This is a genomic window from Streptomyces sp. NPDC029292 (assembly GCF_055569295.1).
Genome location: NZ_JBVHXR010000024.1, coordinates 78,487 through 91,782 on the forward strand (window position 1 = coordinate 78,487; position 13,296 = coordinate 91,782).

14 protein-coding genes are annotated in these 13,296 nt (G+C 68.4%); all 14 read right to left on the minus strand.

Going from position 1 to position 13,296, the window contains the following annotated elements:
- Positions 1-14: 14 nt before the first annotated feature.
- Positions 15-1,604, minus strand: coding sequence for a F0F1 ATP synthase subunit alpha (gene atpA / locus ACZ4WS_RS39270; protein ID WP_467987888.1), 1,590 nt, complete (start codon positions 1,602-1,604; stop codon positions 15-17).
- A gap of 130 nt (positions 1,605-1,734) precedes the next feature.
- A complete protein-coding gene (locus ACZ4WS_RS39275; protein WP_467987889.1) occupies positions 1,735-2,550 on the minus strand; it encodes a F0F1 ATP synthase subunit delta in 816 nt (271 codons plus the stop codon).
- Positions 2,547-3,089: a F0F1 ATP synthase subunit B gene (locus ACZ4WS_RS39280; protein WP_467987891.1), complete on the minus strand. Its 543-nt coding sequence runs from the start codon at positions 3,087-3,089 to the stop codon at positions 2,547-2,549. Before ACZ4WS_RS39280 ends, ACZ4WS_RS39275 begins: the two co-directional genes overlap by 4 nt.
- Positions 3,090-3,130: 41 nt before the next feature.
- Positions 3,131-3,358: an ATP synthase F0 subunit C gene (gene atpE, locus ACZ4WS_RS39285; protein WP_355844370.1), complete on the minus strand. Its 228-nt coding sequence runs from the start codon at positions 3,356-3,358 to the stop codon at positions 3,131-3,133.
- A gap of 74 nt (positions 3,359-3,432) precedes the next feature.
- Entirely contained in the window at positions 3,433-4,254 is an 822-nt protein-coding gene (gene atpB, locus ACZ4WS_RS39290; protein ID WP_467987892.1) for a F0F1 ATP synthase subunit A, read from the minus strand.
- 225 nt (positions 4,255-4,479) lie between these two features.
- On the minus strand, positions 4,480-4,917 hold the full coding sequence (locus ACZ4WS_RS39295) for a hypothetical protein (RefSeq protein ID WP_467987893.1): 438 nt from the start codon (positions 4,915-4,917) through the stop codon (positions 4,480-4,482).
- Between the two features lie 293 nt (positions 4,918-5,210).
- On the minus strand, positions 5,211-6,578 hold the full coding sequence (locus ACZ4WS_RS39300; protein WP_467987894.1) for an MraY family glycosyltransferase: 1,368 nt from the start codon (positions 6,576-6,578) through the stop codon (positions 5,211-5,213).
- Between the two features lie 129 nt (positions 6,579-6,707).
- The gene (locus ACZ4WS_RS39305) at positions 6,708-7,946 is read right to left on the minus strand and encodes a serine hydroxymethyltransferase (protein WP_467987895.1); all 1,239 of its coding nucleotides are present in this window, start codon (positions 7,944-7,946) and stop codon (positions 6,708-6,710) included.
- Between the two features lie 120 nt (positions 7,947-8,066).
- Positions 8,067-8,732 (minus strand): arsenate reductase/protein-tyrosine-phosphatase family protein, encoded by a 666-nt coding sequence (locus ACZ4WS_RS39310; RefSeq protein ID WP_467987896.1) that lies wholly within the window; start codon positions 8,730-8,732, stop codon positions 8,067-8,069.
- Positions 8,729-9,376: an L-threonylcarbamoyladenylate synthase gene (locus ACZ4WS_RS39315; RefSeq protein WP_467987897.1), complete on the minus strand. Its 648-nt coding sequence runs from the start codon at positions 9,374-9,376 to the stop codon at positions 8,729-8,731. The genes ACZ4WS_RS39310 and ACZ4WS_RS39315 overlap by 4 nt, the downstream gene beginning before the upstream one ends.
- 53 nt (positions 9,377-9,429) lie before the next feature.
- Entirely contained in the window at positions 9,430-10,275 is an 846-nt protein-coding gene (gene prmC, locus ACZ4WS_RS39320) for a peptide chain release factor N(5)-glutamine methyltransferase (RefSeq protein ID WP_467987899.1), read from the minus strand.
- 65 nt (positions 10,276-10,340) lie between these two features.
- A complete protein-coding gene (gene prfA, locus ACZ4WS_RS39325; protein ID WP_467987901.1) occupies positions 10,341-11,417 on the minus strand; it encodes a peptide chain release factor 1 in 1,077 nt (358 codons plus the stop codon).
- A gap of 135 nt (positions 11,418-11,552) precedes the next feature.
- Entirely contained in the window at positions 11,553-11,774 is a 222-nt protein-coding gene (rpmE, locus tag ACZ4WS_RS39330) for a 50S ribosomal protein L31 (RefSeq protein ID WP_030574381.1), read from the minus strand.
- 194 nt (positions 11,775-11,968) lie between these two features.
- The gene (locus ACZ4WS_RS39335; protein WP_467987902.1) at positions 11,969-13,108 is read right to left on the minus strand and encodes an LCP family protein; all 1,140 of its coding nucleotides are present in this window, start codon (positions 13,106-13,108) and stop codon (positions 11,969-11,971) included.
- Positions 13,109-13,296 lie beyond the last annotated feature (188 nt).

Genomic DNA, 13,296 nt, shown 5'->3' on the forward strand with positions numbered 1-13,296 from the left:
GTCCCTTCCTTACGTCACTTGGCCGCGGCCGGAACGTCTTCGCCGAGAAGCTTGCCGTCCGAGGTCTCGAACTGCTTCTTGAAGTCCGCGATGGCGTCCGCGATGGCGGTGAGGGTGTCGTCCGACATCTTGCCGCCCTCCTTGATGGAGGTCATGAGGCCCTGCTCCTTGCGGTGCAGGTACTCCAGGAGCTCCGTCTCGAAGCGGCGGACGTCGGAGACCGGTACGTCGTCCATCTTGCCGGTGGTACCGGCCCACACGGAGACGACCTGGTCCTCGGTCGACATCGGCTGGTACTGAGCCTGCTTGAGCAGCTCGACCAGCCGCTGACCGCGCTCCAGCTGGGACTTCGACGCGGCGTCCAGGTCGGAACCGAAGGCGGCGAACGCCTCCAGCTCACGGTACTGGGCGAGGTCGAGGCGGAGGCGGCCGGAGACCTGCTTCATCGCCTTGTGCTGGGCGGAGCCACCGACGCGGGAGACCGAGATACCGACGTTCAGGGCCGGACGCTGGCCGGCGTTGAACAGGTCGGACTCCAGGAAGCACTGGCCGTCGGTGATGGAGATGACGTTGGTCGGGATGAACGCCGACACGTCGTTCGCCTTGGTCTCGACGATCGGCAGACCCGTCATCGAACCGGCGCCCAGGTCGTCGGAGAGCTTCGCGCAGCGCTCCAGCAGACGGGAGTGCAGGTAGAAGACGTCACCGGGGTAGGCCTCGCGGCCCGGCGGGCGGCGCAGCAGCAGGGACACGGCGCGGTAGGCGTCGGCCTGCTTCGAGAGGTCGTCGAAGATGATGAGGACGTGCTTGCCCTCGTACATCCACTGCTGGCCGATGGCCGAACCGGTGTACGGCGCAAGGTACTTGAAGCCGGCCGGGTCGGACGCCGGGGCGGCGACGATGGTCGTGTACTCCAGCGCGCCGGCCTCTTCGAGGGCGCCACGCACGGAGGCGATGGTCGAACCCTTCTGACCGATGGCGACGTAGATGCAGCGGACCTGCTTCTTCGGGTCGCCCGAGCGCCAGTTCTCGCGCTGGTTGATGATCGTGTCGACGGCCAGCGCGGTCTTGCCGGTCTGACGGTCGCCGATGATCAGCTGACGCTGGCCACGGCCGATCGGGGTCATCGCGTCGACGGCCTTGTAGCCGGTCTCCATCGGCTCGTGCACCGACTTGCGGACCATGACGCCCGGGGCCTGCAGCTCGAGGGCGCGGCGGCCGGTGGTCTCGATCTCGCCGAGGCCGTCGATCGGGTTGCCGAGCGGGTCGACGACGCGGCCGAGGTAGCCCTCGCCCACGGCGACGGACAGCACCTCACCGGTGCGCTGCACCGGCTGGCCCTCCTCGATGCCGCTGAACTCGCCGAGGACGACCGCACCGATCTCGCGCTCTTCCAGGTTCAGCGCGAGACCGAGGGTTCCGTCCTCGAACTTCAGCAGCTCGTTCGCCATGGCCGAGGGGAGACCCTCGATCTTGGCGATACCGTCGCCGGCGACGGTGACCGTGCCGACCTCCTCGCGCGAGGCCGCGTCCGGCTTGTACGACTGGACAAAGTTCTCCAGCGCGTCCCGGATCTCCTCCGGCCGGATCGTGAGCTCCGCCATCTGGGTTCCCTGCTCTCCTTGTTGGGCCCGAAGTTTCACTTGGGGGGATGGGGACTCCCCCCTGAATGAGGTGAATCCTCTGCACGGCCCAACCAGGGCCGTAAGTACGTACTGCTTGCTTATGGAGTTGCTAGCTCGCCATGCGGCGGGCGGCGTCCTCGAGTCGGTCCGCGATGGAGCCGTTGATGACCTCGTCGCCGACCAGCACCCGGATCCCGCCGAGGACATCGGGGTCCACATCGAGATTGAGGTGCATCGGGCGGCCGTAGAGCTTCGCCAGAGCGGCACCGAGGCGCTGCTTCTGTCCGTCGCTCAGCGGGACTGCCGAGGTGACGACGGCGACCATGCGGTCCCGGCGCGCGGCGGCGAGCTTGGACAGGGACTCGAGTCCCGCTTCCAGGCTACGTCCACGCGGCGCGGTCACCAGGCGCGTCACCAGACGCTCGGTCGTCACGTTGGCCCTGCCGCCGAGCAGGCTGCGCAGCAGCTCGCTCTTGGCCGCCTTGGAGGCGGTGCGGTCGGTCAGCGCGGCGCGCAGCTCGGTGTTCGAAGAGACGATCCGGCCGAACCGGAACAGCTCGTCCTCGACGTCGTCGAGTGCGCCGGACCGCTGCGCCGCCGTGAGGTCGGCGGTGGCGGCCAGCTCCTCGATGGAGTCCACCAGGTCACGCGAGCGCGACCAGCGGGAGCGCACCAGGCCTGTCACCAGGTCGGCGGTCGACCCGCTGACCTGGGCACCGAAGAGGCGCTGGGCCAGTTCGGCCTTGGCCTCGCCGGGCTGCGCCGGGTCGGTCAGGACCCGACGCAGCGACACCTCGCGGTCGAGCAGCGCGGTGACGGCGGCCAGCTCGTCGGCGAGCTGCGCCGCGTCCACGGACGTGTTGTCCGTCAGCGCGTCGAGACGCTCACGTGCGGCTGCCAGGGCCTCGCGGCTCGCTCCGTTCATCGCGCGGCCTCGGCCTTCTCCTCGAGTTCATCGAGGAAACGGTCGATGACGCGGCTCTGCCGGGCGTGGTCCTCGAGGGACTCGCCGACGAGCTTGCCGGCCAGGTCGGTGGCCAGGTGGCCGACGTCCTGGCGCAGCGCCTGCGCGGCGGCCTTGCGGTCGGCGTCGATCTGCGAGTGACCGGCGGTGATGATTTCCTCACGCTGCCGCTGGCCTTCCGCGCGCATCTCGGCGATGAGCGTGGCGCCCTGCTCCTGCGCCTCCTGGCGCAGTCGCGCGGCCTCGTGACGGGCCTCGGCGAGCTGAGCCTTGTACTGCTCAAGAACGCTCTGGGCCTCGGTCTGAAGGGCCTCGGCCTTCTCGATACCGCCCTCGATGGCCTCGCGGCGCTGCTCCAGAACCTTGTTGATGTTCGGAAGGAGCTTCTTGGCGAGGAAGCCGAAGACGATGACGAAGGCGATCAGGCCGATGACAAGCTCGGGGATCGGCGGGAGAAGGGGGTTTTCCTTCTCGGCCGCCAGAATGAGCAGCTGGCTCATTTCAGTGCCTTTCGTCTAGTGGGCTGTCGCTGATCGGTCGATCAGACGCCGTAGACGAACGGCATGACCAGACCGATGAGGGCGAGCGCCTCACAGAAGGCGAAGCCGAGGATCTGGTTGGCGCGGATCAGGCCGGCAGCCTCGGGCTGACGGGCAAGAGCCTGGGTGCCGTTACCGAAGATGATGCCCACGCCCACACCGGGACCGATGGCCGCGAGGCCGTAACCGATCGAACCGAGCGAGCCGGAGACAGCGGCAAGGGTCTGCATGCCAGTTATTCCTTTTCTTTACGGACCGGTGGGGGTTGGCCACCGGACGACTGCGGGGTCGAGAGGGAAGGCGCTCAGTGGTGCTCGGCCAGCGCGCCCTGGATGAAGGTGCAGGTCAGCAGCACGAACACGTACGCCTGCAGGGCCTGGATGAACAGCTCGAAGGCCGTCATGACGATCACCATGATGAACGAGACGCCCGCGTAGGCGATCCCGATGCCGTTGAGCAGGTACCAGCTGGCGATCGTGAAGAGCAGCAGCAGGGTGTGGCCCGCGAACATGTTCGCGAAGAGTCGCACGGCGTGCGTGAAGGGCCGGACGATCAGGTTCGAGAGGAACTCGATGAACATGGCCAGCGGGAGAACCGGGCCCAGCGACTTGTCGTAGCCGGTGATGTTCTTGAACCCACCGACGAATCCGTGCCGCTTGAAGGTCAGCGAGACCCACAGGACGTACACGATCGCCGCGAGAACCGCGGGATAGGCGATGATCGCCGTGACCGGGAACTGGGCGACCGGAATGATCGACCAGAGGTTCATCATCCAGATGAAGAAGAACAGCGAGACGACCAGCGGGACGTACTTCTCGCCTTCCTTCTTGCCGATCGTCTCGTAGACGACTCCGCGGCGAATGAAGTCGTAGCCCGACTCGGCGACCATCTGCAGCTTGCCCGGGACGACCTTCGGCTTACGGAAGGCGGCCCAGAAAAAGCCGACAACGATGATCGAGCCGAGCAGCGCCAGCAGCATCGTCTTGTTGAAGTACACGTTGCTGTCACCGTCGCCCCAGAGGGGCTGGAACAGGAACGAGTGCAGGCCGGGAGCCGGGAAGCCACAGCCGTCGAAGATGTGGCAATCGGTCTCGAAGGCGAGCACCTGCGTCGGGTCAGCACTCACCGCGGGCTCCTTCAGCGTGGCGCATAGGTACGGCAACCTCGTTGTGTCGGCGCGGCGCGCAGCCGCGGTTCGGCACTGGACTGGTGTTACGGATGTGGGGGCGGCTGTGGGGCATCAAGCCTCGCGATTGAGCAGGCGTCAGCTCAGATGCCCGCGCCCGCGATGCCGCAGTTGGCACCGGACGATAGCAGGATCTCTCACGCGCACTTATCCCGGCCCTACCCCTCACGACGAGTGCCCCGTCTTTTCGGGCTTGTCGCCCTTCGAGGAGTCGGGTTCGACGTAAAGGACCTTGGCCTTCAGCTGGGCACGCGCCTGTGCGCCGATCCACACGAGTGTGGTGGCGACCAGCGTGAGCGCGAAGGCCTTGGGGTTGAACAGCGAGGTGTTCTTGAACGCGGCGACAAAGATGAACAGCAGAAGAATCTGTGCCGCGTAGAGCATGAGGCCCATCGCCTGGAACAGGTGCGGAAGCGATTTGGCGGTGCGCTGCAGAACGTAGAGCCCGATCCCCATGAAGAGGGTCACGACCAGCGTCGCAACGAGTGCCCCGATCACTCCCTTGCCACCGGCGACCACGCCACTGACGACGGCGGCAATCGCGCCGACGGCAGCTGTGGGCACAGCGGCCTGAAGGAGAATCCGGGCGTCATTGGACGGCATGGCGGCAACTCCGCTTGCTAAGGGGGGCGTGTCGTCATGGACGAGCGTAGTCCCGGGCTGAGAGGGAACCTCACGCCAAGGGACCGTCGCACTAGGGTCCTTCGGCTCTGTCCCGGGTTCTCGTGAACCGTATCACAAACTATTTGATGAGGTCTTTACCTGGCTGGTGTGCTGACTGTCACACATGAGAGTGAAGCTGCGCGTCTGTGCGCCCACGGAGCCAAGTTGTCTGATATTGGGGCGCTTTGCACCCCCAGGAATTGGTCACGCGTTAGTCAGATTCTTACCTTGCGTCAGCGCGACGATCCGGCTTTGCGCCGATCCAGGAAGCGCGCACGGGTGCCAATCGCCGTTGCCCCGTTGACTCCTGAGACACCCGAGACACCTGCGGCGACCGGGGTGCGGTGCTCGCGGACGCCTTCCTCCGGCTCCTCCGTCGTCCCTGTCTCGTGCGCGACGGACGGCACGGCCTGCTTCGGGGAAGCGGCCGCCCTGCGGCGGCGGTAGCGCGGCGGCACGAGGTGCTCGGCCCAGCGCGGGGCGCGCGGCGTGAAGCGCGGCAGCAGGAGCAGCACGAGACCGACCGCGCTCAGCGCCGCGACGCCGAGCACGATCCACATGGACGCCGCGTTGACCGAGAACGCGAGAGCGCCGAAGGCGATCAGCGCGCACCAGAAGTACATGATCAGCACCGCGCGGCTGTGCGAGTGGCCGACCTCCAGCAGACGGTGGTGCAGGTGTCCGCGGTCGGCGGCGAACGGGGACTGCCCGCGCCAGGTGCGCCGCACGATGGCCAGCACGAGGTCGGCGGCCGGGACGGCGATGATCGTCAGCGGAAGCAGCAGCGGGATGTAGACGGGCACCATTTGGTGCACGGTGTTGCGCTCCGAACCGGAGAACAGGTTCATCGAGTCGGGGTCGACCTGCCCGGTGATGGAGATCGCACCGGCGGCGAGGACCAGCCCGATGAGCATCGAGCCGGAGTCGCCCATGAAGATCCGCGCGGGGTGCATGTTGTGCGGCAGGAAGCCCAGACACATGCCCATGAGGATCGCCGCGAAGAGCGTCGCCGGGGCGGCGGCCTCGATTCCGTAGCTGTACCAGATGCGGTACGCGTACAGGAAGGACGCGGCAGCCGCGATGCACACCATGCCCGCGGCGAGACCGTCGAGGCCGTCGACGAAGTTCACCGCGTTGATCGTGATGACGACGAGCGCCACCGTCAGCAGGGTGCCCTGCCACTGGGTGAGCGCGACCAGCCCGACGCCGGGGATGGGCAGCCACAGGATCGTCAGACCCTGCATGACCATGACGCCCGCGGCGATCATCTGGCCGCCCAGCTTGATCAGGGCGTCGATCTCGAACTTGTCGTCCAGGACGCCGATCAGCCAGATCAGCGCCGCTCCGGAGAGCAGCGCCCGCGGCTCGTTCGAGTTCGAGAAGACCTCGTTGAGGTTCTGCAGGTGGTCGGCGACCAGCAGGCCCGCGCACAGCCCGAAGAACATCGCGATGCCGCCGAGCCGCGGAGTGGGTTCCCGGTGCACATCGCGCGCACGGATCTCCGGCATGGCTCCGGCCACGATCGCGAATTTCCGTACCGGCCCTGTCAGCAGATACGTCACCGCGGCCGTGATGCAGAGCGTCAGCAGGTATTCACGCACGGGCTTCCCCACAGGTCTCGCTGGCCATCTCAGCCCCACACCCTATCGATGCGCGCATATGGTTGGGGACTTTCGGGTAGCGACGATGGTTGCACGAGTGGCTGTGCACGGGGGTCCGCCTCCCCCCTCTCAGCCGGGATAGGGCGGAAATCTACCGGCCAGCTCCCGCACTTCTTCACGCGCTTCCTTGCCGTCGACGTCGTCGCGCAGCACCCCGGCGAACAGTACGGCGATCCGCGCCATCTCGGCCGCGCCCATGCCCTGGGTGGTCAGGGCCGCCGTACCGAGCCGCAGGCCACGGACGTCCCCGTGCGGCAGCGCACAGGTGTCGAGGACCATTCCGGCGCCGGCCAGACGCCCTCGGGCGGTGCGTCCGTCGACGCCGAGCGGTGCGGGATCGGCGGTCAGCAGGTGGGTGTCGGTCCCTCCCGTGGTGATGGCGAGCCCCTCCGCGCCCAGCCCCTCCGCGAGCATCCGGGCATTGGCGACCACCTGATGCGCGTACGCCGCGAAGGCCGGTGTCGCCGCCTCGCCGAACGCGACGGCCTTGGCCGCGATGGTGTGCATCTGCGCGCCGCCCTGTGTGAACGGGAAGACGGCCCGGTCGACGCGCTCGGCCAGTTCGCTCCCGCACAGGATCATGCCACCGCGGGGGCCGCGCAGCACCTTGTGGGTGGTGGCGCAGACCACATCGGCGTACGGCACCGGATTGGGCGCCGCTCCCCCGGCGACGAGCCCGATGGGATGGGCGGCGTCGGCGATGAGATAGGCGCCCACCTCGTCGGCGATCTCCTTGAACAGCGCGTAGTCGATGTGCCGGGGATAGGAGATGGACCCGCAGACGATGGCTTTCGGGCGGTGCGTACGGGCAAGGGTGCGCACCTGCTCGTAGTCGATCAGCCCGGTCTCCGCCTCCACCCCGTACCCGACGAAGTCGAACCAGCGTCCGGAGAAGTTCGCGGGCGACCCGTGGGTCAGATGACCGCCGAAGGGCAGGCCCATCGCGAGGACGGTGTCACCGGGGCGCAGCAGGGCGGCGTACGCGGCGAGGACGGCCGAAGACCCGGAGTGCGACTGGACGTTGGCGTGATCGGCGCCGAAGAGCGACCTCGCCCGGTCGATCGCGACCCGCTCGGCGACGTCGACGATCTCGCAGCCGCCGTGGTGGCGGGCGCCGGGATATCCCTCGGCGTACTTGTTCGCCAGCGGCGACCCGAGCGCGGCCAGCACGGCCGGCGAGGTGAAGTTCTCGGCCGCGATCAGCTGCAGGGTCGTCGACTGCCGGTCCAGCTCCCCGATCAGAATCTCGGCGAGCTCAGGATCCTGACGCCGCAGGACATCCGCTTCCATCGTTTGTGTGACCGGCATGGTGGACTCCGGACCTCGGCGGGGGTGCGCTACGTCCAATGTAGAACCGAGACCGGTGGGTCGCCCGGTGTTACGTCCGCTCAGGTACCCCCGGCCCATTCCCCGACGCGCACGAACGGATCAAGCCCGCGCCCGCACACCCGTCAACGCCGTCACCACGGGATCCAGCGCCTCATTGATCTCGTCCCCGATCGACCGGAAGAACGGCAGCGGAGCGCCGTACGGGTCGTACACCTCGTCCGCCTCGGCGGTGGGTGCCAGGAGCCACCCGCGTAGCGCGGCGGCAGCCCGTACGAGGGCGCGGGCGCGTTCGATCACGCCCTCGTCCAGGGGCGGGAGAGTCGCGGGGTCTATGGCGCGGACGAGGCGCGTGAACTCCTTCAGGGTGAAGGTGCGCAGGCCCGCCGAGTGGCCCATGGAGATGACCTGGGCCCGGTGGTCGCGGGTGGCCGTCAGGACCAGGTCGGCGCGGATGACGTGGTCGTCGAGGAGTTCGCGGCCGACGAAGCCGGAGGGGTCCGCGCCGAAGTCCGTGAGGACCGTCTCGGCGTTGGCCTCCATGGGCGCGCCCTCGTGGCCCCAGGTGCCCGCGCTCTCCACGATCAGCCCGCCCCACAGCGGGTCGCCGAGCCGGTCCGCGAGGGCATGCCGGGTCAGCCGCTCGGTGATCGGCGAGCGGCACACGTTGCCGGTGCTGACGTGGAGGATGCGGAAGGACCCCCCGGGGGACCCGTTGGCCCCCGTGATCCCCGTGCCTATGCCACGCCCCGCGTCAGGGGCTGTCAATTCGCCACCTCGAGGTCGGGTACGACCTTCCGCAGCTCCTCGGCCGACACGGCGCCCTCGCGCAGCAGCACGGGCACCTTGCCGGTGACGTCGACGATCGAGGACGGGACGTTGCCGGGGGTCGGGCCGCCGTCCAGGTAGACCGAGACCGAGTCGCCGAGCATCTGCTGCGCGGCGTCACAGTCCTCCGGTGCCGGGTGGCCCGTGAGGTTCGCGGAGGACACGGCCATGGGGCCGACCTCGGTGAGCAGTTCGATGGCGACCGGGTGCAGCGGCATGCGCACGGCGACGGTGCCACGGGTGTCCCCCAGGTCCCACTGGAGGGACGGCTGGTGCTTGGCGACGAGCGTGAGCGCGCCCGGCCAGAAGGCGTCGACGAGCTCCCAGGCCATCTCGGAGAAGTCCGTGACGAGGCCGTGCAGCGTGTTCGGGGAGCCGATGAGGACAGGGGTGGGCATGTTGCGGCCCCGGCCCTTGGCGTCGAGGAGGTCGGAGACGGCCTCGGAGGAGAACGCGTCGGCGCCCAGGCCGTACACCGTGTCCGTCGGGAGGACGACCAGCTCGCCACGGCGGACGGCGGACGCGGCCTCACGCAGACCGGTGGTGCGGTCGGTCGCGTCGTTGGTGTCGTATCGCCGTGCCATTTAGCGGGCCTCCTCGTACACGTACTGCTGGCTGGGGATCTGGATGCGCGTGCTCACGGCATCGCCTTGCGGGCGGTCGCGAACCGCGGCCGGTTGTTGAGGTCCGGGTGGTCGGCCGCGTCGGCCCAGCCCCGCTCCTCGGTGAAGATCCACGGCACCTGCCCGCCCTGGGTGTCGGCGTGCTCGATGACGACGACGCCGCCGGGGCGCAGCAGCCGGTGCGCGGTGCGCTCGATGCCGCGGATGAGATCGAGTCCGTCCTCGCCCGAGAACAGGGCGAGTTCGGGATCGTAGTCCCGGGCCTCCGGTGCGACGTACTCCCATTCCGTGAGCGGGATGTACGGCGGGTTGGAGATCACCAGGTCCACCTGCCCGTCGAGGTCCGGGAAGGCCTCCAGGGCGTCTCCCTGGCGCAGGTCGACCCTGGACCCCTCGACGTTCTTGCGCGTCCACCGGAGGGCGTCCTCGGACAGCTCCACGGCGTGTACGCGGGAGCGCGGGACCTCCTGCGCGAGGGCGAGCGCGATGGCGCCGGATCCCGTGCAGAGATCGACGATCAGCGGCTCCACGACGTCCATCGCGCGGACGGCGTCTATGGCCCAGCCCACCACGGACTCGGTCTCCGGGCGCGGGACGAACACCCCCGGCCCCACCTGGAGTTCCAGGTAGCGGAAGTAGGCGTGTCCGGTGATGTGCTGGAGCGGCTCGCGCGCCTCGCGGCGCGCGGTCACCTCCCAGTAGCGGGCGTCGAAGTCGGCGTCCTTGACGGTGTGCAGCTCGCCCCGCTTCACGCCGTGCACGAAGGCGGCGAGCTCCTCCGCGTCGTTGCGCGGCGAGGGCACGCCGGCGTCGGCCAGCCGCTGGGTGGCCTGGGCCACTTCCGCGAGCAGCAGGTTCACGCTGGTCCTCCGGGGCTGAGCTGTTGTCGTATGCGGTGGTGCGGCCTACCAGGCTCTGTTCGGCTTTACGCGGCGGCGAGCTTCGCGGCCGAGTCCGCGTCGACGCACGCCTGGATCATCGCGCCGAGGTCACCGTCGAGCACCTGGTCCAAGTTGTACGCCTTGAAGCCGACGCGGTGGTCCGAGATGCGATTCTCCGGGAAGTTGTACGTACGGATCTTCTCGGAGCGGTCGACGGTGCGGACCTGGCTGCGGCGGGCGTCCGCGGCCTCCCGCTCCGCTTCCTCCTGTGCCGCGGCAAGGAGCCTGGAGCGCAGGATACGCATCGCCTGCTCCTTGTTCTGCAGCTGGCTCTTCTCGTTCTGGCAGGAGGCGACGACTCCGGTGGGAATGTGCGTGATGCGCACCGCGGAGTCGGTCGTGTTGACGGACTGGCCGCCGGGCCCGGAGGAACGGTAGACGTCGATGCGCAGATCGTTCGCGTGGATCTCGACGTCGACCTCCTCGGCCTCGGGCGTGACCAGCACACCGGCGGCGGAGGTGTGGATGCGGCCCTGCGACTCGGTCGACGGCACGCGCTGTACGCGGTGCACGCCGCCCTCGTACTTCAGGCGCGCCCAGACGCCCTGGCCGGGCTCGGTGGCACCCTGGCCGCCCTTGGTCTTCACGGCGACCTGGACGTCCTTGTAGCCGCCGAGCTCGGACTCGGTGGAGTCGATGATCTCGGTCTTCCACCCGACGCGCTCGGCGTAGCGCAGGTACATGCGCAGCAGGTCGCCCGCGAACAGGGCGGACTCGTCGCCGCCGGCGCCCGCCTTGATCTCGAGAATGACGTCCTTGTCGTCGCTGGGGTCGCGCGGGACCAGCAGCAGCCGGAGCTTCTCGGTGAGCTCCTCGCGCTGCTTCTCCAGCTCCTTGACCTCGGCGACGAAGTCGGGGTCGTCGGCCGCGAACTCCTTCGCGGTCTCGATGTCGTCCCCGGTCTGCTTCCAGGAGCGGTACGTCGCGACGATCGGGGTCAGCTCGGCGTAGCGCTTGTTGAGCTTGCGCGCGTTGGCCTGGTCGGCGTGGACCGACGGGTCAGCGAGCTTCTTCTCCAGATCGGCGTGCTCGCCGATGAGTTCCTCGACCGCCTCGAACATCTCCGGCTCCAATGGACTGTCCCCCGCTCCATCATGGGCTCGGGGACGTAGGTAAGACGAATGGGGGCTGCACCGCAAAGCGCCGGTCCCGATGCCCCCAGCGCGGGGGCACCGGAGACCGGCGCTGTGGGCTCGCTACTTCTTGGCAGCGGCAGCCTTGCCGAAGCGGGCCTCGAAGCGGGCCACGCGGCCACCGGTGTCGAGGATCTTCTGCTTGCCCGTGTAGAACGGGTGGCACTCGGAGCAGACCTCGGCACGGATGGTGCCGCTGGAGATCGTGCTACGGGTGGTGAACGACGCGCCACAGGTGCAGCTGACCTGCGTCTCGACGTACTCGGGGTGGATGTCGCGCTTCAAGGTGTCTCCTAGTTTCGGGAGGGCGCCGGGTCGCCGCCGCTGGATGCGGGTGCGTGAACCGGAGCCGACGTACCAGTCTGCCAGGACTGGCGCCATCCCCCAAAACCGGGGGTCCGCGTGATCTATTCCCTGCGGGCCGTTCGTGGCTGATCGCACCCACGCGGCGGAGCCGCAGAGGTCACAGCCTCGCGCCCCTACGAGGCGCTGACCACACCCTTGGCAGTACCCGTCGCCGTGCCCTTGGTGGCGCTCGCCGGGATCGCCTGGTCGTTCTTCAGGGCCTTCCAGACCAGCTTCGCCTTGGCCGTGTCGACGAGGACGCGGTTGGCGTTCGCGCTGTCGTACTGGACCGGCATCGTCACCATGTTCATCTTCGACGAGCTGATGCCCTTGAGGCCGTTGGCGAAGGACGCGAGGTCCTTGACCGAGCCGATGTCGGAGTCGGTGGTGACGGCCTTGGTCGCGGTGTTCGCGAGCTTGTACAGCTTCGTCGGGTCGGACAGGACACCGATGTGCTTGACCTGGTTGACCAGGGCCTTGATGAACGCCTGCTGGAGCTGGATGCGGCCGAGGTCGGAGCCGTCGCCGACACCGTGCCGGGTGCGGACCAGGCCGAGCGCCTGCTCGCCGTTGAGCGTGTGGGTGCCGGCCTTCAGGTTGAGGTGGCTGTCGGAGTCCGAGATGTTCTTGGTGGTGGTGATCTGCACGCCACCCAGGTCGTCGATGAGCTTCTGGAAGCCGGCGAAGTCGACCTCGACGTAGTGGTCCATGCGGATACCGGACATGGACTCGACGGTCTTCACCGCGCAGGCGGCGCCGCCGGTGGAGTACGCGGAGTTGAACATCACGCCCGAGGCGGCGTCGTGGGTGACGCCCTGGGTGTCGGTGCAGGAGGGGCGCTCGACGAGGGTGTCGCGGGGTATGGAGACCACGCTGGCCTTCTTGTGGCCCTGGTACACGTGCACGACCATCGCCGTGTCGGAGCGGGCGCTGCCGTCGTCGGTGCCGCCGCCGAGCGACTTGTTGCTGCCGGAACGGGTGTCCGAGCCCAGGACCAGGATGTTCTCGGAGCCGTTGTCGACCTTCGTGGGCCGGTCGGTGCCGAGCGCCTGGTTGATGTCGACGCTCTTGAGGTTGCTGTTGAGCTTGAAGTACAGGTACCCGGCGCCCGTGCCCCCCAGCACGACGATGCCCGCGGCGGTCCAGGCGGTGATGAGGAGGGCCTTGCGGCGCGTGCTGCGCGTCTTTCGGCGGCGGCCCTTCACGCGGTGGCGCGGGGCGCCGGCTGCGGCGTCACCCGGTATGCCGGGTTCCGGCGTGCTCTCGGCAGGCATGTGTTCCTCAGTCCTTGTGCGGTCGGTTACCCCCTGCTTTCAGGGCCAAGCCCCGTCTGGTCGTGACACGTACCGCTCCATGGTCACTCCGTACGGTCAGACGGGGAAGCTCGGGAAAGGGTTGCACAACGCAATGTGCCCATCGCGTGGAGCGATGGGCACACTGCGTCACCGGTGAACTCGGGGAA